Annotated in this window: 16 protein-coding genes; 11 read left to right on the top strand and 5 right to left on the bottom strand. The window is 70.1% G+C overall.

Annotated elements, in window-relative coordinates; all coding sequences use genetic code 11:
• Nucleotides 1–13: 13 nt before the first annotated feature.
• The 3 genes from BT364_RS17530 to BT364_RS17520 all read right to left on the bottom strand — a co-directional run bounded on the left by BT364_RS17530 (nucleotide 14) and on the right by BT364_RS17520 (nucleotide 5,461).
• Nucleotides 14–3,376, bottom strand: a complete 3,363-nt coding sequence (locus tag BT364_RS17530) for an outer membrane protein assembly factor BamB family protein (RefSeq protein ID WP_079179510.1) — start codon at nucleotides 3,374–3,376, stop codon at nucleotides 14–16.
• Between the two features lie 122 nt (nucleotides 3,377–3,498).
• On the bottom strand, nucleotides 3,499–5,004 hold the full coding sequence (locus tag BT364_RS17525) for a long-chain-fatty-acid--CoA ligase (protein ID WP_072486114.1): 1,506 nt from the start codon (nucleotides 5,002–5,004) through the stop codon (nucleotides 3,499–3,501).
• Between the two features lie 82 nt (nucleotides 5,005–5,086).
• On the bottom strand, nucleotides 5,087–5,461 hold the full coding sequence (locus tag BT364_RS17520; protein ID WP_143166504.1) for a hypothetical protein: 375 nt from the start codon (nucleotides 5,459–5,461) through the stop codon (nucleotides 5,087–5,089).
• Nucleotides 5,462–5,781: 320 nt separating this feature from the next.
• Between BT364_RS17520 and BT364_RS17515 the strand changes: the two genes are divergently transcribed.
• From BT364_RS17515 to BT364_RS17470, 11 genes are all read left to right on the top strand, one after another.
• Complete coding sequence (locus tag BT364_RS17515; RefSeq protein ID WP_072486112.1) at nucleotides 5,782–6,804, top strand: AraC family transcriptional regulator; 1,023 nt, start codon at nucleotides 5,782–5,784, stop codon at nucleotides 6,802–6,804.
• Nucleotides 6,805–7,173: 369 nt separating this feature from the next.
• Nucleotides 7,174–8,232, top strand: a complete 1,059-nt coding sequence (locus BT364_RS17510) for a beta-keto acid cleavage family enzyme (protein ID WP_072486111.1) — start codon at nucleotides 7,174–7,176, stop codon at nucleotides 8,230–8,232.
• A 101-nt stretch (nucleotides 8,233–8,333) separates the two neighbouring features.
• Nucleotides 8,334–9,305 carry a quinone oxidoreductase family protein gene (locus BT364_RS17505; RefSeq protein WP_072486110.1) on the top strand — a complete coding sequence of 324 codons (972 nt, stop codon included), beginning with the start codon at nucleotides 8,334–8,336 and terminating at the stop codon, nucleotides 9,303–9,305.
• An 85-nt stretch (nucleotides 9,306–9,390) separates the two neighbouring features.
• A complete protein-coding gene (locus BT364_RS17500; protein ID WP_079179509.1) occupies nucleotides 9,391–10,308 on the top strand; it encodes a TauD/TfdA dioxygenase family protein in 918 nt (305 codons plus the stop codon).
• A gap of 30 nt (nucleotides 10,309–10,338) precedes the next feature.
• Nucleotides 10,339–11,670 carry an MFS transporter gene (locus BT364_RS17495; protein ID WP_079179508.1) on the top strand — a complete coding sequence of 444 codons (1,332 nt, stop codon included), beginning with the start codon at nucleotides 10,339–10,341 and terminating at the stop codon, nucleotides 11,668–11,670.
• Nucleotides 11,667–12,227 (top strand): RBBP9/YdeN family alpha/beta hydrolase, encoded by a 561-nt coding sequence (locus tag BT364_RS17490; RefSeq protein ID WP_072486109.1) that lies wholly within the window; start codon nucleotides 11,667–11,669, stop codon nucleotides 12,225–12,227. The genes BT364_RS17495 and BT364_RS17490 overlap by 4 nt, the downstream gene beginning before the upstream one ends.
• Before the next feature lie 65 nt (nucleotides 12,228–12,292).
• The gene (locus BT364_RS41565) at nucleotides 12,293–12,439 is read left to right on the top strand and encodes a hypothetical protein (protein WP_177328155.1); all 147 of its coding nucleotides are present in this window, start codon (nucleotides 12,293–12,295) and stop codon (nucleotides 12,437–12,439) included.
• A gap of 207 nt (nucleotides 12,440–12,646) precedes the next feature.
• Nucleotides 12,647–13,843: a M20 family metallopeptidase gene (locus tag BT364_RS17485; RefSeq protein WP_072486108.1), complete on the top strand. Its 1,197-nt coding sequence runs from the start codon at nucleotides 12,647–12,649 to the stop codon at nucleotides 13,841–13,843.
• A gap of 13 nt (nucleotides 13,844–13,856) precedes the next feature.
• Nucleotides 13,857–14,813 (top strand): GNAT family N-acetyltransferase, encoded by a 957-nt coding sequence (locus BT364_RS17480; protein ID WP_218172440.1) that lies wholly within the window; start codon nucleotides 13,857–13,859, stop codon nucleotides 14,811–14,813.
• Nucleotides 14,810–15,916 carry an o-succinylbenzoate synthase gene (gene menC, locus BT364_RS17475; protein ID WP_072486106.1) on the top strand — a complete coding sequence of 369 codons (1,107 nt, stop codon included), beginning with the start codon at nucleotides 14,810–14,812 and terminating at the stop codon, nucleotides 15,914–15,916. Before BT364_RS17480 ends, menC begins: the two co-directional genes overlap by 4 nt.
• Nucleotides 15,917–16,022: 106 nt before the next feature.
• Entirely contained in the window at nucleotides 16,023–17,693 is a 1,671-nt protein-coding gene (locus tag BT364_RS17470; RefSeq protein WP_256259953.1) for a PucR family transcriptional regulator, read from the top strand.
• Nucleotides 17,694–17,715: 22 nt separating this feature from the next.
• Here the strand turns inward: BT364_RS17470 and BT364_RS17465 are convergent, their stop codons facing one another.
• On the bottom strand, nucleotides 17,716–19,806 hold the full coding sequence (locus BT364_RS17465; protein ID WP_072486104.1) for a prolyl oligopeptidase family serine peptidase: 2,091 nt from the start codon (nucleotides 19,804–19,806) through the stop codon (nucleotides 17,716–17,718).
• A complete protein-coding gene (locus BT364_RS17460) occupies nucleotides 19,803–21,089 on the bottom strand; it encodes an erythromycin esterase family protein (protein ID WP_072486103.1) in 1,287 nt (428 codons plus the stop codon). The genes BT364_RS17465 and BT364_RS17460 overlap by 4 nt, the downstream gene beginning before the upstream one ends.
• Nucleotides 21,090–21,094: the final 5 nt, after the last annotated feature.

Genomic DNA, 21,094 nt, shown 5'->3' with positions numbered 1-21,094 from the left:
GTGGTGCTTCCTCTCAGTTCCGGCGCGCGGCCAGCGCGTGGACCGTGCCGTCGTCCGTGAGGACGAATACCCAGTCACCGCTGACGGAGAGGGCCGAGGCGACGCCTGCCCCGAGGTTGTACGCGGCGAGCTGCCGGCCGGTGGCACGGTCCAGGACGAGAAGGCGCCCGTCCCACGTCCCCACGTACACCAGTGCCCCGGTCACCAGCGGATGCATCGTCGGCGAACCGTCCCCGGCCGAACATCCCATGGCGACCCGCCATTTGTCGTCCAGTGGACTCTTCCCGGGCAGATAGCCGGACTTGGTCTCCCACACCGGCTTCGAGGGATCGGCCGCGCTCGTGTCGTAGGCGCGTACGACACCGTCCCGTCCCGCCACGTAGGCCATGCCGCCCCGGACGGCAGGGCTGGTGAGCGGGGCGCGGCCCGGCTCGCAGGTGCTGCCGCCGCCCAGCCCGGACTCCCAGGTCACCGCACCCGTCGCCGGGTCGTGCCCGCGGACACCGGAGGTGGTGAAGGTGACCAGCTGAGCCGGGCCCGACGCGGGATCGGTGAGCACGGGCGACGAGTGGCTGTCGATGTCGCCCGCGGTGTCCTTCGCCCACAGCTGCTTGCAGCTCGTCAGGTCCATGGCGATGACCGTGTTGCTCGACGAGGAGTGCAGATAGGCGGTGTCGGAACCGGGCTCGCGCACCGCGGTGCTGTGGGACTGACCCCAGGAGGCGGCGGCGCCGAAGCCGCCGGGCAGCAGGGCGCCGGTCTTCGCGTCACGGCAGCGGACGGTGTCCCAGTCCTGGTGGACGGCCACCGTGCGGTCCTGTCCGGTGAGTGCGAAGACACTGACCGGTCCGCCCGCACGGCCGTAGCGGCGCACCGTGTCGCCGTGGTGCTCCTCACGGTCGATCGATTCCCAGGCAACATGACCGTCCCGGACGTCCAGCGCGTAGATCCGTCCGACACCGGTCGTCAGATACACCCGTCCCTCGTGGAGCGTGGGCGCCGATTCGGCGTCGCCGTCCAGGTAGGTACGCCAGATCTCCCGCCCGGACCTGATGTCGTAGGCCAGCATCATGCTGTACGGGGAGTCGAACGCGCGGGACGAGACGATCACCTTGCCGTCCGCGACCACCGAGCCGTTCAGGTTGAACTGCTCGCCGGTGTGCCGGACCCACTTCAGGTCCAGTGCGGGGCCCGGCTCGTCGGCGGCCGAGGACCGCCCGGCCTCGTCGCCGCCCTGCCGGAGCCAGTTCTGCCCGGCCCTCGGCTCGGAGAGCTCGGACTGCCGTACGACGTCGAAGGTGCTCCCGAGCGCGGGGAGCGCGGGAAACGCCTTGCCCCGGGTGTCGTACACGGTCGTCCTGGCGGTGTACGTGCCGGGCCGCAGCCCGTGCAGTGTGCTGCTCGCCCGGGTCCACGCCCCGCGTGCGTCGGGGCACGGTTCGGGCCTGCCGCCCGGCGGGGTGTAGCAGTTCTCGATGCCGGGCCTGCCGGGTTCCCGGCCGAAGCGCAGGCTGGTCCGCTTCACGACGTGCCCGCGGCTGTCCCGTACGGTCAGCGAGGCCCTGGCCGGGGTGCGGCCGTCGTCCTCGGCGTACACCTCGACGGGGACCGCGTCTGCCGAGCCGTGCACGCTGCGCGGTGCGGGGCTGACCAGAGCGCTGTCGTCGTCGATGTCGAACTGCCGGTGGATACCGGTGACATGGCCGGTGTCCTCGTTGCGGCGGGTGTGCGGATCGTCCGTGATTCCGCTGAAGTCCAGCACCTTGTAATCGGGGTGGGCGCCGTCGATTCCGTAGGTGCCCTGGTTGTTGATCTCCACGGACCGTTCGAAGGCACCACGGCGGAACTCGGCCTGCTGGTTGTGGCCCGCCGCGACCAGCCGGACGTCGTACTCGGCCAGCTCGTCGATCGTCGGCTGCATGCCTGCGCCAGGGCCCCACTGGGTGAACAGCGAGCGATGCGCGAAGACGAGCACCTGCTTGCCGACCGCGTGCCGGGCCAGGTCCCTGCGCAGCCACTCCAGCTGCGGCTTCAGTCCGCTCGCGTCGTAGTTGTCCTCCAGGACGACGATGTGGCGGCCGTTGCGGTCGAAGCTGTACCACTCCGGGGCCATGTTGCGGCGGTAGTACTCCAGACTGCCGGCGTAGCCCTGGGAGGTGGCCGTGCCGCCGAAGTCGTGGTTGCCCATGACCGGGTAGAAGGGGTGGCCGAGCCGCCCCTGTTCCAGGCCCTTGCTGAAGATGTCGTACGCGGCCTGGCGGCGCGGCTCGGCGGCGTAGTCCGTGACGGTGAGGTCGCCGGTCGCGATCTGCATCGTCGCACCGTCGACCTCGGACATCGCCTGGACCTGCCCCGTCCACCGGGGCAGCGCCGTGCGCGCCTGGGCGTCGCTGACGTTGCTGACCTCGGGGTCGGAGTTCATGACCCAGGTCTCGTTCGGGTCGGAGGCGTGGCGGTCCGGTACGAGCGCGAAGTCGACGCCCTTGTCGCCGGTCTCGGGGACCTTGTGGAAGAACTGCGGGATGTAGTCCTTGCGCAGGACAGGCGTATAGCCGTCGGGCGAGACGATGCTGACGATGTCGCTCTCGCGCCGGCTCGGATCGATGGCGAGGGAGTACGAGCCGTCGGCGCCGGTCGTGGTCCACACGGCGCCGTCGGTGACATCGACGCCGGACATGGCACGTTCCCCCTTGTCCCGCCTGCCGTTGCCGTTGGCGTCCTTGAAGACGGTGCCCTCGACGGTGACGGTGGACGGTGCCGTGTCGTCGGCGAAAGCCGCCTGCGGAGCGAGGCAGGACAGAGCGATGGCGCCCGTGGTGGCGAGCTGGAACCGGCGGCGTGTCCGCGACGACCGCAGCAGGGCCGGCAGTCGTAGCGCGGCGAGTACCAGCGCGAGAACGGCCGCCGCTGCGAGTGCGACGGTGAGCCACGGGAAGCTGGGCAGGGCGTGCGCGCCTTCGGCGTCGACCAGCGGCGTGGCAGCGGTGGCGTCGACCGCAGTGCCGTCGAACTCGACGACGACCTGGGTCAGTCCGCCCTTGTCGAGGAGCGGGCTCAGATCGAGCGCGTCGACGTGGCAGCTCCACGCCAACTCGATCACGACCCCGCCGGGCACCCCGCCGTTGTCGCCCGGAACGCCGGAGCCGGTGGCCGGGCAGTCGACCGCGAGCAACCGGGTCGCCCATGCTCCGGCCTGCTCCGGGGACACGAGGTCGCGGTGGACGACGAGACGGCCGCTGGTGACTTTGTCCCCGGTGGCGACGACGAGTTCCGCATGCTGGCGCGAGACATGCGCCAGCGCCGGCTGGGTGCCGACTCCCAGTGCGAGGAACAGCAGCGCCAGACAGAGCCCGGCCGCTGTGCGTATACGTTTCATATAAGCGGACGCTAGCCAACGGTCGCGGCTTCTCATTCAAGATCGAACAGTTTTCATCAAGCCGCCCATGAGAGTTCAGTTTGCGATCCCCGCCCGTCGGGTCGGCGCGGAACCGGATCGGTTCAGTCCTCGAACGCCTGGTGCCGGAGGGCGATCTCGCGTTTGAGGATCTTGCCCGTGGCACCCTTGGGGAGCCCGTCGGTGAACGTGACGATCCGGGGGTACTTGTAGGCGGCCACGCGCTGTCTGACGTAGTCGCGCAGTTGATCGGCCGTCGCCCGTTCACCGTCCCGGAGCGTAACCACGGCGGCCACCTCCTCCCCGTGCGTCCGGTGCGGCACGCCGACCACCGCCGCCTCGGCGACGGCAGGGTGTCCGTAGAGCACTTCCTCGATCTCGCGCGGGTAGACGTTGTATCCGCCGCGGATGATCAGGTCCTTCTTCCGGTCGACGACGAAGTAGTAGCCGTCCTCGTCGACCCGAGCGAGATCACCGCTGTGGAACCACCCGTCCCGGATGGCTTCCGTGGTCGCACCGGGACGGTTCCGGTAGCCCTTCATGACGTTCTCGCCGCGGATCGCGATCTCACCGACTTCGCCCGGGCCGACCGTGCTGCCGTCGTCCGCGACGAGCCTCAGTTCCACCCCGCGGATGGGCAGCCCGATCGAGCCGGCCTTGCGTGGCCGGTCCGGAGGGTTGAACGAGGCGACCGGAGAAGTCTCGGAGAGCCCATAGCCCTCCAGCACGGTGACGCCGAATTCCCGCTCGAAGCCGTGGAGTACGTCGACCGGCAGGGAAGCACCGCCGGACACGGCCAGGTGCAGCCGTGAGAGGTCATGGCCGTCGGGGATCCCGGCCCGGAGCAGGGCCGTGTACATGGTGGGGACGCCCAGGAAGACGGTGGCCCCGTCCCGGTGCATGATCTCCAGAGCCTTCGCCGGCTCGAATCGCGGCAACAGGGTCAGGGTGGCGCCCGCGGCGACGGCCGTGTTGAGGGCGCAGGTCTGCCCGAAGGCGTGGAACAGTGGCAGGCCGCCGAACAGTACGTCGTCCGGCCCGACGCGGATCAGCGTCTCGACCGTGGTGGCCGCGTTGGTCATCAGATTGCGGTGGGTCAGTTCGGCGCCCTTCGGGGTCCCTGTTGTGCCCGAGGTGTAGAGGATCACGGCGGTGTCGTCCGCACCCCGCTCGACGATCCCTGGCATCGGCTCGGTGGACCGCACCGGGGCGCCGGACGACGCCGGGTCCGTGACCAGGCATTCGGCCCCTGCCGCCGCGGCGGCCGTCGTGGCCTCGTCGGCGCACAGCGGGGACGCCACCACGATGCGGGACCCGGAATCCCGGAGAGTGAACTCGATTTCACGGGCTTTCAGCAGGGGGTTCATCGGAACCACTACGGCGCCTGCGCGGAGGATGCCGTAGTACGCGATCGGGAAGCAGATGACGTTGGGCACGACCAACGCCACCCGATCACCCGGCCGGACACCCTCGGCGCGCAACAGACCGGCGAACCGGGCGCTCGCATCGTCGAGTTGGGCATAGGTGAGGACGGTCTCGTCCTGGCGTACGGCGATGCGGTCGCCACCGGCAGAGGCGGATTCCGCCAGGAGTGAGGCGAGGTTGTTCATTCGGCTTCCCCTTCGATCTGAGCTGATGACGGTCACCATTGGCCGTGGGAGCCGCAGGGGCCCGCCGGGTTCTGCTTCGCGATCACGTCGCGACCGCGGCGTTCTGCGACACCGGGACGCCCAGGTGCTGACCCAGCCCCCAGGAAATGGTGCTCGCCGCCGCCCGGCCGTACCGCTCGACCGGAATGCGTTTGACGCGTACGAAGCCCCGCCCGTTCTCCAGTACGTCGGTGAGTCGGGCCAGTTCACCGGCCAGGGTCGGCAGCGGGAAGTCGTCAGCGGTCACCTTCAGAAGCGGAAGGCCACGCTCACGCACCGACCGCAGAGCCGCGTCGAGTTCGCCGGTCTGTGCCGGCGACAGTCTCAGGACCCACTCGGTGGAGTTCGCCAGATCCGGACCCTTCCACACGGCCGGCCCCGCACAGGGCCGGCGCAGCACGTTGTCCACGCTCGTCATACCGGCCTCACTCGGGTCGCGCGTCCGTCCGGCCGGAACCCTGCTCCTTTCCGTGCGGAAGAATTCCGCGGATCTGAACCAGGTCATTCCGTCGAGAGTCATTCACCTGCATGGGATTCCCTGCCGATTTTCCAAGGGGCTGGTCAATGGTCGGAGTATTTGCCATGGTGCTCTCCGCAGGATTTCCGATCGGCCGGGACGCCGAACCCGGGAGGATGCCTCCATCGCGGTGGTGCAACGCTAGGTCACGGCCTGGCGCATCGCTTTACTTGAGGTGACATCGTACTTACCATTTGGGGACAGAGCCTTGGAGTGCGCCGTTGAAGCCACTGGTCCGCAATGCAGCGCTGAACAGCTACGTCGAGCTCAGCCAGTCCCTCGGCATCGATCCGCAGGTACTGATGAAGAGCGTCGGTCTGGACCCCGTGGGTCTCACCGTCCAGGACAGATGGATCTCCGGCGTGGCCGCGGCCCAGCTGCTCGAACTCTCGGCGGCGGCCTCGCACCGCGAGGACTTCGGCCTGCTCCTCGCCGAACGCCGCCGCTTCGCCAACCTCGGGCCCATCAGCCTGGTCATCCGCGAGGAGCCCGATGTCCGCAGCGCACTCGGGCTGCTCATGCGACATGACTACATGTACAACGAGATGCTCCGTGGCCGAGTCTCCGAGGCGAACGGCCTGGCCACCCTCAAGGTGGGTCTGGAGCTGGGTGAGGCAATGGAGGCCCGGCAGGCCAAGGAGCTGGCCGTGGGTGCCTTTCATGGAATTCTCCGGACATTTCTCGGCGCCAGGTGGCAGCCGGTCTCCGTATGTTTCACACACAGTGCTCCCAAAGATCTCAGTACTTACCGGCGCATTTTCGGCCGGATGGTGGGATTCGACCGAGAATTCACCGGGATTGTCTTCTGCGCGAGCGACCTCGATACTCCCAATGCGATGTCGGATCCGCTGCTCCGGAACTACGCACAGCAGTATTTCGAGTCCATCGCGGTCTCACGGGACACGACCGTGCCGGACCGTGTGCGAGAGATGATCGAAGTCCTGCTGCCGAGCGGGCGCTGTTCGATCGAGCAGGTCGCGTCCAGCCTCGGCGTCGACCGGAGAACCGTCCACCGGCACCTGGCCGGCTCGGGCGAGACGTTCTCCTCCCTCCTCAACGCGACGCGTACCGAGCTCGCGGAGCAGCTTGTGGCGAATCCGCGCCGCTCGTTGACGGAGATCTCCGGGCTGCTGGGCTTCTCCGGACCGAGCGGCTTCTCCCGCTGGTTCCGTGAGCAGTTCGGCAGCAGCCCGAGGCAGTGGCGCATCGGGCGGGTCGGGCAGCAGCCCTCCGGCGAGGAGTGATCACCGGCGATCAGGAGCCGGACCCGCAGCGGTCCGCCGCCCCGCCCCGGGCCGGCCGGGGCGGCTCCGGCGGGGGCAGGGCCTGTCCCCAAGTGACAAGTGGGCTGTCACCCAGGGGAAAGCGCGGCACGTAACCCGCGCTTAACGTTGCATTACCGCAGGGGATACCGACGGCCCCCACAAGGACGAGCAGGACCCCTGCTCGCAGCCGAGAGCCCCCTTTGAACTCGCTGATCGAATCCGAGCCGCCCAGCGGGCCCGGGAACCCCGCCCGCGAGCTCACTGAGCCCCGCACCAGGCCATTCGGGCCTCGCGATACGGGCAGTGACGCGCGGCGAGTGAAGCCCCGTCCGAAAAAGGAGATGGACCGTGCACTTCCTCGACGATTCCCTCTATCCGGAGAACCAGGAGAAGCTGGTGATCCAGGCGGCCCCCTACGGGCCGGAGTGGCTGCCCGGTGACGCCGACGACCTCCCGCTCACCATGGACGAGCATGTGCAGGCGGCGGTCGACTGTCACAACGCCGGCGCCACGGCACTCCACATCCACGTGCGCGAGCTGGACGGCCACGGCTCCAAGCGCATGTCCATGTTCAACGAGCTGATGGCCCGGCTGCGCGAAGCCGTGCCGGACATGATCCTCCAGATCGGTGGGTCGATCTCCTTCGCCCCCGAGGACGAGGGCGCCGATGCCAAGTGGCTGAGCTACGACACGCGCCACCTGCTGGCGGAGATCACCCCCAGCCCGGACCAGGTGACGATCGCGATCAACACCAACCAGATGAACATCGTCGAGCTCTTCGACGACGAGGACATCGACGGCACCTCGATGGCCAAGCCCGCGTACTACAAAGCCTACCGGGACATGGTGGTCGAGGCAGGACCGGACTTCTACCTGGAGCACCTGGAGCGACTCCGCGCCAACGGCGTCCAGCCGCACTTCCAACTCGCCAACATGGCACAACTGGAGACCGTGGAACGGCTTGTCCGCAAGGGCGTCTACAACGGGCCGATGGTGCTCAACTACGTCGCCATCGGCGGCGGGTTCGCCGGCCGGCATCCGGCCGACCTGATCGAGTTCATCCGACGCGTCCCGGACGGCGCCGTGCTCAGCATCGAGGCGTCCATGCGCGCGGTGGCGCCGATGAACGCGATCGGCATCGCCCTGGGCACGCACGTACGAGTGGGCAACGAGGACAACCTCTGGCGGCGCAAGGGCGAGCGGATGTCCTCCGTGCAGCAGGTCGAGCAGATGGTCAAGATCGCCGACGCGCTCGGCCGTGAGATCGCCACCGGGCAGGAGGCGAAGAAGATCTACAAGCTCGGCGAGTGGTACTCGGACACCGACGAGACCCTGGACCGGCTCGGCATGGTGCCCAACCGCCGCCCCGGCCGGCGCGGATTCATGCTGCGCGACATCAAGAGCTGACCCACCCCCACCAGGCGGTCCCGGGGTCCATGCGGCATCCGTCCCGGCCGATCAGGGTCGCCCCGCGACCGCCGTACCCACACGAGCGAACGGAGCAACCCGTGGCACACGCCATCCGCTTCCATGAGACCGGCGGCCCCGACGTCATGCGGTGGGAGGAGGTCCCCGTCGGCGACCCGGGCCCGGGCGAAGTACGGATCCGGCACGTCGCCGTCGGACTCAACTTCGCCGACACCTACTTCCGCTCCGGTCTGTACCCGGCCCCGCTGCCCGCGGGGCTCGGCGTCGAGGCCGCCGGTGTGGTCGAGGCCGTGGGCGAGGGGGTGACACATGTCGCCGAGGGCGACAGCGTCACCTACACCGGCAGTCCGCTGGGGGCCTACAGCACCGAGCGGGTCATGCCCGCCGGGCCGCTGATCAAGCTGCCGGACGGCATCAGCTGCGAGTCCGCCGCCGCGATGACCATGCGCGGCCTCACCTCCGCCTATCTGCTGCGCCGGATCCATCCGCTGAAGCCCGGCGACACCGTGCTGCTCCATGCGGCGGCGGGAGGCGTCGGCCTGATCTTCTGCCAGTGGGCGAAGCTGCTCGGAATCAATGTGATCGGCACGGTCTCCAGCGAGGAGAAGGCCGAGATCGCCCGCGCACACGGCTGCGACCACATCATCCACTACCGCCGTGAGGACGTGGCCGAGCGGGTGCGGGAACTGACCGACGGCGCCGGGGTCCCCGTCGTCTTCGACAGCGTCGGCAAGGACACCGTCGCCGGATCCATGGCCTCGCTCCGGCGCCGCGGCCTGCTGGTGTGCTTCGGCACGGCCTCCGGCGTACCGCCCCTCGACGCCATGCAACTCGCCCTCCACGGATCCCTGTTCGTGACCCGGCCCGCGCTGGCCGACTACATCGCGGAACCTGCGGAGCGGGACGCCCTGGCGAGCGAACTGTTCGGGCACGTCGCGTCCGGACGTATCAAGATCCAGATCAATCAGCGCTACTCACTCCAGGACGCGGTACACGCACACCGCGATCTGGAAGCGGGACGGACCACGGGATCATCCGTCTTCGTCCTGTGAACACTCCGTGCCACGCACTTCGAGAACGCCGTGCCCGGCACTTCTGAACACGCTGTGCCTCGCACCTCACCCCAGGAGTGAACACATGCCTCAACGAGTCCACCCGAGGGAACACGCGCCCGCCCTGGTGCGCCCGGGGGTCCTCCGTACATCGATCAAGGCCGAGCCGCTGACCTGCACCATCGGCGCCGAGCTCTTCGGAGTGAACCTCGGCGACGCCTCGCGCGACGACGACCTGTTCGCCGAGGTCAGGGAACTGCTGCTGAAGTACAAGGTCCTTTTCCTGCGGGACCAGGACATCACGCGCACCGAACACGTCGCCCTCGCCTCGCGCTTCGGCCCGCTGGAGGACCACCCCGTGGCCGGCAGCGATCCCGACCATCCGGGGCTGGTCCGCATCTACAAGGACCTGGACAGCAGGCCCGAGCACTACGAGAACGCGCTCCACTGCGACGCGACCTGGCGCGAGTGCCCGCCCATGGGGGCCGTACTGCGCTGCGTGGAAACGCCCGAGGTCGGCGGAGACACGGTCTGGGTCAACATGGCGGAGGCCTACCGGAGGCTGCCGGAGCACATCAAGACACAGATCGCGGGTCTGCGCGCACGGCACAGCATCGAGGCGACCTTCGGCGCGGTCATGCCCATGGAACAGCGCCACCAGCTGAAGGACCGGTACCCGGACCCGGAGCACCCGGTGGTGCGCGCCCACCCGGAGACCGGTGAGCAGATCCTCTTCGTCAACGCGTTCACCACCCACTTCGTCAACTTCCACACGCCCGACAACGTGCGCTTCGGCCAGGACCACGCGCCCGGGGCGAACAACCTCCTGAACTACCTGATCAGCCAGGCGGCCGTCCCCGAGTACCAGGTGCGCTGGCGCTGGCGGCGGAACAGCTTCGCCATCTGGGACAACCGCTCCACCCAGCACTACGCCGTCCAGGACTACTGGCCCGCCGTCCGCAAGATGGAGCGCGCCGGGATCGTCGGCGACAGACCTTTCTGAGCCCTGACCGGAGACGAGAAGGTGACGCCAATGGGAGTTCACACCGCCGGCACGGCAGTGCCCGGCACGTCTCACGCCACGCCGGCCGTATCCCGTGGGTACGCCCGGCTGGTGTTCGCGCTGAGTTTCGGGCTCCTGCTGATCGACTACATGTCGCGGCAGGTCCTCAACGCGGTCTTCCCCCTGCTGAAGGCGGAGTGGCTGCTCGCCGATGCCCAACTGGGTTCGCTCAGCGGCATCGTGGCCCTGATGGTGGGTGTGCTCACCTTCCCCCTGTCGCTCCTGGCGGACCGCTGGGGCCGGGTCAGGAGCCTGGTCGTCGCCGCGACGGTGTGGAGCCTGGCGACGCTGGGCTGCGCCGTCGCGGCGAGCTACGGGCAGATGTTCCTGGGGCGGTTCCTGGTCGGTGTCGGCGAGGCGGCCTACGGGAGTGTCGGCATCGCGGTGGTCCTCAGCGTCTTTCCCGTCACCCTGCGGGCCACGCTCTCCGGCGCGTTCATCGCGGGAGGCGCATTCGGATCCGTGCTGGGCGTGTCGATCGGTGGCGTCGTCGCCCAGCACCTCGGCTGGCGCTGGGCGTTCGGCGTCATCGGGATCGCCGGACTGGTCATGGCCGCCGTCTACGGCATCGTGGTCAAGGAGAAGCGACTGGGGCCGGGTGCCGTCGGCGGCAGTGGCTCATCCGGCGGACGGACCCCGATCCGGACCTTGCTGCCGCGGCTGTTCTGCTCGGTCTCCGTGCTCTGCGCCTACATCGGCAGCGGCCTTCAGATGTTCATCGCGATGGCCCTGCTCGCCTGGATGCCCAGCTTCCTCAATCGCTATTACGCCATGCCTACCGCGAAGGCCGGCGTGGTGGCCGGGGCCTTCGCACTGATCACAGGGGCGGGCATGATCCTCTGCGGGTTCGTCACCGACCGCCTCAGCCGGCGGATCCGCGGCCGGAAGTGGACCGTTGCGATCATCTGCAGTCTCGGGACGCTCGTGCTGTTGACGGCCGGATTCCACCTGCCGGTCGGCCCGTCGCAGCTGCTGCTGATCGGCGCCGGGACCCTGCTGTCCAACGCCACGGCCGGTCCGGCGGCCGCCATGGTGGCGAATCTGACCCCCGCCGCCGTCGCGGCAACGGCCATGGCCACCCTCACCCTGGCCAACAGCCTGCTCGGGCTTGCCCCGGGGCCCGCAGTGACGGGCATGCTCGCGGACCGCATGGGCCTGCTCGGCGCACTGCGACTTGTCCCGTTCGTCGCGGTCCTGAGCGGTGTGGCCTTCGTCATCGGCAAGCTCCGCTACGAGCACGATCTACGCCGCTCGGCCCTGCTTCCCGCCGTGACTCCCACGAATCAGGAGCTGTCCACATGAGTCCCACCGCATCACCGACGGTCGTCATGGTCCCCGGACTGCGCGATCACGTGCCGGATCACTGGCAGACCATCCTCGCCGGCAGGATCGCCGACGCCCGGACCGTTCCGCCGCTGACAAGCGGCAGGCTGAGCTGCGGCGCTCAGGTCACCGCACTGAACGACGTGCTGTCGGACATCTCCGGCCCGGTCGTCGTGGTCGCCCACAGCGCCGGAGTGATGACCGTCGCACACTGGACGCGACGACACCGGCGCCGGATCGAGGGCGCGCTGCTGGCGGCGCCCCCGGACTTCGGCACGCCGCTGCCCGAGGGCTACCCCACTCAGGAGGCCCTGCGCGAGAACGGCTGGTTGCCCGTGCCGCGGGTGCCCCTGCCCTTCCCCAGCATCGTCGCGGCGGGCACCGACGACCCCCTGGCCGATTTCGATCGCGTAGCCGATCTCGCCAGGGCATGGGGGAGCCGTCTCGTGAATCTCGGCCAGGTCGGACACCTCAACCCCGCATCCGGCTACGGCGAATGGCCCCGGGCGGAAGAGCTCGTCCGCGAGCTCGGCTGAATTCTGTCCGACGCATCCGTCCGACGCCCGGTCCCACCCGCACGACCCCGCCTCCGGAGGCGCTGATGAGCACCGAAACCGACCTGTTGTGGTCTCCGAGCCGCTCGGCGGCCGGCAGTTCCAACATCGCCGGCTTCGTGCGCTGGCTGAGCGGAGCGCGTGGCCTGTCCTTCTCCGACTACACGGAGCTGTGGCGATGGCCCTGGACGTGAGAGAGCCCGGTTCATCGCCCCACCCCAATCGAGCACATCGATATTGGCCGACCGGACAGATCCCACCGCGGCGCAGCTCGCGATGCTGGGCAGATGCGTCGACTGGAGGTGTCCGCCGTGACAGAACACCGCGCCGTGGTGAATCGAACCACTGGGCAGGAGGACGGTGCCCGGCCGGAGAGCCGGGAACGAGAGCGTGCGGCCGCGATGATCGCAGACGTCGAGCGGCTGGTGCGCTGCGAGTCCCCCTCGGACGACCTGGCCGCAGTCGCCCGCAGCGCCGAGCTGGTGGCCCGGATCGGCGCCGGTCACCTCGGGGCCGAGGCGGAGCGGGTAGTCATCGACGGATGCACGCATGTGCGGTGGCGCTTCGGCCGGACCCCGCGCGTGCTGCTCATCGGGCATCACGACACGGTGTGGCCGGTCGGGTCGTTGAAGAGCCATCCGTTCGAGGTTCGCGACGGGGTGCTGCGCGGACCCGGTTGCTTCGACATGAAGGCCGGCCTGGTGATGGCGTTCCACGCCTTGGCGGACCTGATCGGCACGGGGGCCCGGACGAGTGTGTCCGGACCCGGGGCCGCGCATCCGCTGGACGGTGTCACCCTCCTCATCACCGGTGACGAGGAGCCGGGTTCGCCCTCGTCCCGGGAGCTCATCGAGGGCGAGGCCCGCTCCTGCTCTGCCGCCCTCGTACTGGAGGCCGCCGGACCGGGTGGGGCCCTGAAGACGGAACGCAAAGGGGTGTCGCGCTACGAGGTGCTGGTTCGAGGACGTGCCGCCCACTCCGGCCTCGAGCCGGAGCGTGGCGTGAACGCGACGATCGAGGCCGCCCACCAGATCCTGGCCGTGGCCGCACTGGGCGATGCGGCACGCGGTACGACTGTCACGCCGACCCGCCTGGAGGCGGGCACCACGACCAACACCGTCCCCGCCTCGGCACGCTTCGACGTCGACGTCCGCATACGGGACGCGGCAGAGCAGCACCGTGTGGACCGAGCGATGCGCGACCTGCGGGCCCGGCTGGCCGGCGCAGCCGTGGAGGTCACAGGTGGTCCGAACCGGCCGCCCTTGCAGGCCACCGCATCGAAGGATCTTTTTGCGCGGGCGTGCCGGCTCGCGACGGACCTCGGGCTCGGCCCACTCACGCAGGTGGCCGTCGGCGGCGCCTCCGACGGAAATCTCGCCGCGGGAGTCGGCACCCCCACCCTCGACGGCCTGGGAGCGGTGGGCGGCGGCGCGCATGCCGACGACGAACATCTGCTCGTCGCGGAGCTGCCGCGGCGGACCCGACTGCTCACCGCGTTGGTGGCCGACCTCCTGGCACCGCAGGACGGCTGTCCGCCCGGACGAAGCGGGAGCCCGCATCCTGTGCCCTCGAACCAGCTGCGCGAAGATCGGGGTTGAAACCATGACCTGCGTGACCGATCTCCTGCGCGACCGCACCGAATCCCCGCCCGTCGACGCGGCGTACGCCGCGGCTGAGACCGCCGCGCGCGTCGCGGGCATCGACATCCGTTCCCTGGACAGTGTCAGTGAGCTTGAGGCCGTTCGGCGCCTTTACGAGCAGATCTGGCGCACCGGCGAGAACAGTCCGGTGGTGACCGCCGACCTGCTGCGTGCGCTGGCGAAGGCGGGCAGTTATGTCAGCGGCGCCTTCGTGGGGGACGAACTGGTCGGCTCCTGCTTCGGGTTCTTCTCCCCGCCGGCGCGCGCGGCCCTGCACAGCCACATCGCAGGGGTGCTGCCCCACGTGCGGCGGCGCAACGTCGGATTCGCCCTGAAACTGCACCAGCGGGCCTGGACGCTGGCGCGGGGTGTGGGCGAGATCTGCTGGACGTACGACCCCTTGGTGCGCCGCAACGCGTACTTCAACATCGCCAAGCTGGCTGCCGAGCCTGCCGAGTACCTGCCGGACTTCTACGGCCCCATCGACGACGGGATCAACCGCAGCGACGACAGCGACCGGATTCTGGTGCGGTGGCGTCTGGCGTCTCCGGAGGCCGAGTCGGTCTGCGCCGGGCGGCCCAGACCGGCCGACGCGGAAGTCGCCCGGTCGCGCGGAGCGACCGTCGCCCTCGGAGTCTCCGCCACGGGCGCGCCGTCGGTGGGGCGCACCGGCGACAACGCACGCACCGTACTGGTGGCCGTACCCGAAGACATCGAGGCACTGCGCTTGAGCGACCCGGCGTGCGCCGTGAGCTGGCGCACGGCGGTACGGGACGTGCTGGGCGGACTGCTCGCCGACGGCGCGCGGGTGCGCGGCTTCGACCCGGCGGGCTGGTACGTCGTGGACCGCGGAAGCCCGACGCAGGTCGCCGGCGGCACGCACCGGCACGGAACACACCACAACGAAGCGCCACAGGAGACAGCGTGAAGGTCACCGGAGTCGAACTGCGCACCATCAAGGCACCCCTCGTATCCCCGTTCCGCACCTCGTTCGGCACCGAGACAGTGCGGGAGGCCCTCCTGGTGCGCGTCGTCACCGACGAGGCCGAGGGCTGGGGCGAGTGCGGCGCGGGCACCGCTCCTCAGTACTCGTCGCAGTACACGCACGCCGCCGCGGACGTCCTCAGCCGCTTCCTGGTCCCGGCGCTCGCCGGGGTGGCCGACCTCGACGCCCACCAGGTCGCCCCGGCTCTGGCCGCGTTCAAGGGGCACCGCATGGCCAAGGCCGCCCTGGAGACGGCGGTGCTGGACGCGGACCTCCGGGCCCGGGGAGTGCCCCTCGCACACGCCCTCGGCGCGGTCCGCGACAGAGTGCCGTGCGGGGTGTCGGTGGGGATCACGGAGTCGATCCCCGCGCTCCTCGACGCCGTCGCCGGATATCTGGACGCCGGCTATCTGCGGATCAAGCTGAAGATCGAACCCGGCTGGGACATCGAGCCGGTGCGCGCCGTCCGCGAACGGTTCGGCGACATCCTGCTGCAGGTGGACGCCAACGCCGCCTATCGCCGCGGCGACGCCCGCCATCTGGCCCGGCTAGACCCGTTCGCCCTCCTGATGCTGGAGCAGCCTCTCGCGGAGGACGACCTCCTCGGCCACGCGGAACTCGCGAAGCGCATCACCACCCCGATCTGCCTCGACGAGTCGATCGTCTCCGCCCGCGCCGCCGCCGACGCGCTCACGCTCGGCGCCTGCCACGTGGTCAACATCAAGCCGGGCCGCGTCGGCGGCTATCTGGAGGCGCGGCGGATCCACGACGTCTGCGCGGCGCACGGCGTCCCCGTCTGGTGCGGCGGCATGCTCGAGACGGGACTGGGCCGCGCCGCCAACGTGGCGCTTGCCGCACTGCCCGGGTTCGTGCTGCCCGGCGACACCTCGGCCTCCGACCGCTACTACCGGACCGACATCACCGCACCGTTCCACCTCGTGGACGGACATCTCGCCGTGCCGACCGGGCCGGGCCTCGGCGTCACCCCCGTCCCGGAGATTCTGGACGAGGTGACGGACTCGACGACCTGGGTGCCCGTCCCCTGAGGCCCTCACCGCGCCGGTCCGTTCGTCCGTGTGGACGAACGGGCTGGCATCATTACGTCATGCGCGACCAACTCCGATGCCGGTGGACCGGGCTAGTTTCGGCCCCGTGCTCATTCCCGTGACCAGCCTTCCGCGAGCAAGCCTCGCGCGTGTCCTGGAGGAACTCGGTTCCACCCTGCTCGACGTGGTCTGCGGTGACGTAGAACGCGCCGACGGCATCGGCGGCGTCGTCATCCACGACCCACTCGACGAGCCGGAACTCCCGGACAACGCACTGGTACTGGGCGTAGCCCTGCACGACCTCTCCGACATCGCCCGAGTCGTCACCCGCCTGGGGCAGCGCGGCGCCGCCGCCCTGGTGGTCCGCGCGCCTGTCACCGCCGACGAGGCGCTGATCGATGCGGCCGAGGCGTCGGGCGTGGCCGTGCTCTCCTTCGCCCGCGGCGCCTCCTGGACGCACCTGGCGGGGATGCTCCGGACGCTGACGACCGACAGCAACCGGCATGACATGGATGGTCACACGGCCGACCGGATCGAGTCCGGCGACCTCTTCGCGGTCGCCAACGCGATTGCCGCGCTGCTGGACGCGCCCGTCACCATCGAGGACCGCAACTCGCGCCTGCTGGCTTTCTCCAGCCGGCAGGAGGACATCGACCCCTCGCGGGTCCAGACGATCCTGGGCCGGCAGGTCCCCGAGCACTACACGCGCATCCTTGAGGAACGCGGGGTGTTCCAGGCGATCTACCGCAGCGACCGACCCGTCTTCGTCGCGTCTCTCCCCGAGTCGGGCGACACGACACAGTCGCCCGAACTGCCGCGCGCGGCGATCGCCGTGCGCGCCGGGGACGAGATCCTCGGCGCGATCTGGGTGGTTGTCGCCGAGCCGCTGAGCGAGGACCGCAGCGAAGTGCTCTACGAGGCGTCCAAGCTGGTCGCGATGCACATGGTGTGGCAGCGCGCGGACGCGGACATGGAGAGGCGGCAGCGCGCGGAGTTGCTGGCCACCGCACTGGAGAGCGGCCCTGGATCACCCGAGGCGATCCGCCGCCTCGGCCTGAAGGACGAGCCCGCCGTCGTTCTCGCACTCACCGTCGTCGACGCGGCGAATGAACACCGGCTGCCCGCCCGTACCGCCACCGAACGCAAACGCCTCACTGACGCGTTCGCCATGCATCTGGCCGCGGTGCACCCGCGCGCCACCGCGGCGCTGATCGGCGACATCGCGTACGGCATCCTGCCCCTTCTTCCGCAGAACCGGCACGACGCCGAGGAACGGGCGGCCCGCATCGCCACCGAGTTCCTGGCCCGCGTGGGCTCCCGGCTGCGCCCCGTGATCGGCGTAGGGCCGTACGCCGAGGACAGTGCGGCACTGGCCCGGTCGCGTACCGGAGCCGAACGGGCGTCGCGCGTCCTGCGCTCGGGAACCGCCGGGCAGCCGGTCGCCCGCCTGGACGACGTCCACGTCGAGGCACTGCTGCTGGAGCTCGCCGACCTCGTCCCGCGCGGGGACCTGCCCAGCGGCGTCGTCGCACGCGTCATCGCCTACGACGAGATCCACGCGACCAACCTGGCCGAGACGCTGCGGAGTTGGCTCGACGCCTTCGGCGATGTCGCCACGGCCGCCGCCTCGATGTTCGTGCACCCCAACACGTTCCGCTACCGGCTTCGGCGCGCGGCGGAGGTCGGCCGGATCGACCTCAATGATCCGTCCGCACGTCTCTCGGCCATGCTGCAGCTGCACCTGATGTCGCTCAGGTCCGCCCCGGACGGCGGATGAGCGGACAGGCCGTCCCGCCCGCTCATCCGGAAGCTTCCTGACGGCCCAGACCGAGTGTCCTGATCAGAAAGGCCAGCCACTCGGCGTCCTGTGCGGTCGCGACCTCGTACGACGTCGCCGCGCCGTGCCCGGCGTTGTCGAAGACGTGCAGGAGGATCGGCGCGTCCCCTTCCTGTGCCGCCTGCAGGCGGGCGGCGAACTTGCGCGCATGCCAGGGAGGACACCGCGGATCGGTCGCCCCGGCCTGAAGATAGACCGCCGGGAAGACGCCGGGCCCGACCAACTGGTAGGGCGAGAGCCGCAGCAGCCGCCGTACTTCCGCAGGATCGTCCGGATCCGCCCACGCCTTGCGGATGACGAAGTCCAGATAGGGATCGCGGGTGCCCCCGATGAGGTCGAGGAGCGGCGCCATCGGCAGCACGGCACACCACAGCTCGGGGCGCGTCGTGAGAGCGACCCCGCACATGAGACCACCGTCGGAGCCACCGGTCAGCGCGAGCCGCCCGGGTGTGGTGAGCCCTGTGGCGATGAGGTGCTCGGCGACGGCGATGAGGTCGCGGTCGCGCACGTGCTTGCGTTCCCGGTGCGCGGCCAGGTACCAGTCGCGGCCGAACTCGCCGCCCCCGCGCAGATGGGCCTGTACGAGCACGCCACCGGCCGCGACGAAGGCGGCCATCTCGGGCTGGTACTGCGGCAGCAGAGGCACGTTCGCCGCTCCGTACGCGGAGATCAGCGTGGGCGCGGGCTGCGTCGGGTCGCTGCCCGCCGGTCGCACCACGTGGTAAGGGATCTCCACGCCGTCGAGTGCGACGGCCCGCTCGAACGTCACGTCGGCGTCGAGGGTGACCGCCGGGGCCGACAGCGTCTCGATGTCCGCCTCTCCCGGACGGTGCCGATAGACGCCCCAGGAGCTGGTCGGGGTGGAGAAGGCGAAGACGAAGTCGTCCGGGGGAGAGCCCACGGCCAGGCCGGTCAGGGCGAAGAACGGTGCGGAGAGCGCCCCTTGCCCGGGTAGCGGAACCTCCCCGGTGACGGCGCCGGAGCGGTCGAGGATCCGTACCCGGGCGCACGTCCGGTCGAACTCACTGAGGTACAGATGGTCACCGACCGGAGACAAGGACCGCAGCACCGTCTCGCCCTCCGGCACCAACTCCGTCCACGAGGCCGGGTCGTTGGGGTCGGCGGCGTCCAGCGGGAGCGCAACCACGCGCCCGCGTGGTGCCGCTACATCGGTCACCGCGATGTAGCGGTCGCCGACGATGTGTCCGGCGACGGTCCCGGCGCAGTCGGTGACGAAGGGACGCCAGGGGGCGGCGGGCCGGGACAGATCGCGTACGGCGACCGGAACAGGACTGCCCACCCGGTGACTTGCGACGACCCAGCGGCCGTCGGCCGAGAACTGCAGGAGTGTGTACTCCTGGGAGCCCTCACCGACCGGGATCGGTTCCACCACGGTGCTGCCCGCGCTGTCCCGCGTGGCGATCCGGTGACGGTAAACGGCCTGCCGGAACTCATGCGGCGAACCGGTCAGAGCGAGGAAGAAGAAGCCGCTGCTGTCGGGCAGCCACGACACGCCACCGGCCCACGCGCTGTGCAGGACCTGCCGCGGCGCGCCGTCCAGTACGCGCCCCGAGTCCACGTCGATGAGCCGGACCGTGTTGTGCTCGCTGCCGTCGGTGCAGACGCCCAGGGCCAGGACGCGACCGTTCGGCGACGGCGCGAGCCACGACAGGAACGCGGGGTTCTGCCCGTCGCCGAACGCGGTCAGGTCGACCACCGGTCGGCCCGCGCCGAACGGCCGGTCGGCGACGACCACGCTGGGCGCCGCCGCACCGGGTGTGTTCACGGCGCGGAACCAGCGGCCCGCCGCGAACCTCGGCAGTGCCGGGCGGGACCCGGCATCGTATGTCTCGATCAGCTTCCGTACGGCCGCAGGGTCCTGCCCGTCGTAGGCGATCGAAGTGGCGAGTTCGGCCTGCCGGCGCTGCCACCGCTGTACCTCGTCGGTCTCCGGCTCCAGCCACCGGTACGGGTCCGGCACCCGGACGCCCGCGACGTCCTCGAAGGCGTCGACGGTCCGCGCGGGCGGATACGGCGGAGGGCTGCTGTTCACTGTGACTCCGACTCCTCGGTGTCCCGGAGACCGTCGAGGTCTCCGGGACGCATGGACTGATCTGCTGGTGCATCTGCATCCGGGGCCGCCTCGAAGCCCGCTCGCGCGGCCGCGACGAACTCGGCACGCAGCCGCTCGAACGCCCCGGGGATCCGGTTCACCTGCCGGACGTGGAGCAGTGCGTCGTAGGCAGCCGGGAAGTCGTCGACGGGGTCGAGCTCCCCACCGGCGAGCGTCCCCTCGACGCCGTCGAAGAAGCCGGCGGGCGCGCGGCGCGGATCGAGGAGGGTCACCTCCGGGCCGAGACGGTCGAGCCGCGATTCGACGGACTCCGGCGTCAGGGTCCGCGCCCCGAGCGTGACGTCGCAGTCGAACGGACGCGACGACCGCTGGGTGAAGGTGACTTCGGGCCCGGAGCCGTATGTCATCCCGATGACGACGAGGTCCGCTCCCAGTTCGGAGGAGAGCAGACCGCCCAGGGTCGGCCGACCGTGCAGCGGTGTACGGCGGACGTGTGCGTTGTGGGCGCTCACCACGATGCGCCGCTCCCGGCGCAGGATCCACTCCACGCTGCGCGCCATGAACGCCTCCCGCGGATAGGGACCCTCCGAGGAGGTCCCGTCCTCGTCGGCCTCGGCGACGAAGGCTTCGAGCGAGGCCGCGCACCACAGGGCGATCTCGGCGTCCTCGCCGTCCGGGCCGCTGTGCCGGCGGTAACGGAGTGCGCGCTCGTCCAGTCCGCGGAGGCCGTCGAGCAGCCGGGCACGGTCCGAGGAGGACATCGCCGCGTAACGGACCGCCGCCTGCGACCGGTCGCCCAGATCGCTCAGCCGCCGCAACTCCTCGTCGCCCGGACGTGCGGGCAGCCGGTCGAGGCAGGCACGGACCGCCGGGCCGGGGGAGGTGGACGAGCCGGGCAGGTCCATTCCGTAGAAGGCGACCTTCGCCGACCCGCCGGAGTTGCGCCGACGCATCCAGCGCAGTTGCCTCCGCATCGGCTCGCACTCGCCGAAGCGGTAGGTGATGCCGTCCCGGGCGACGGTCTCGACCCGTCCCGGCCCGCCGTCGATCCACTCGTCGACGGCCAGCCCCTCGGCGAATCCGGACTCCAGGACCAGCCCGGTGAACCCGCACTCCCGGACCAGGAACCGGAACAGCAGGTCCCTGAGCCCGTAGAACTCCGTGATGTTGTGCGCGCCCTCGCCGAGCGCCACCACCCGTGCTCCGCCGATCAGTTGACGCAGCGCAGCCATGTCCGCAGACGTGTCGTGGAACGCTTCCATGACGG

This window comes from Streptomyces atratus, assembly GCF_900119365.1.
GTDB classification, from domain to species: Bacteria; Actinomycetota; Actinomycetes; order Streptomycetales; family Streptomycetaceae; genus Streptomyces; species Streptomyces atratus_B.
This window is presented reverse-complemented; position numbering and strand designations above follow the sequence as displayed.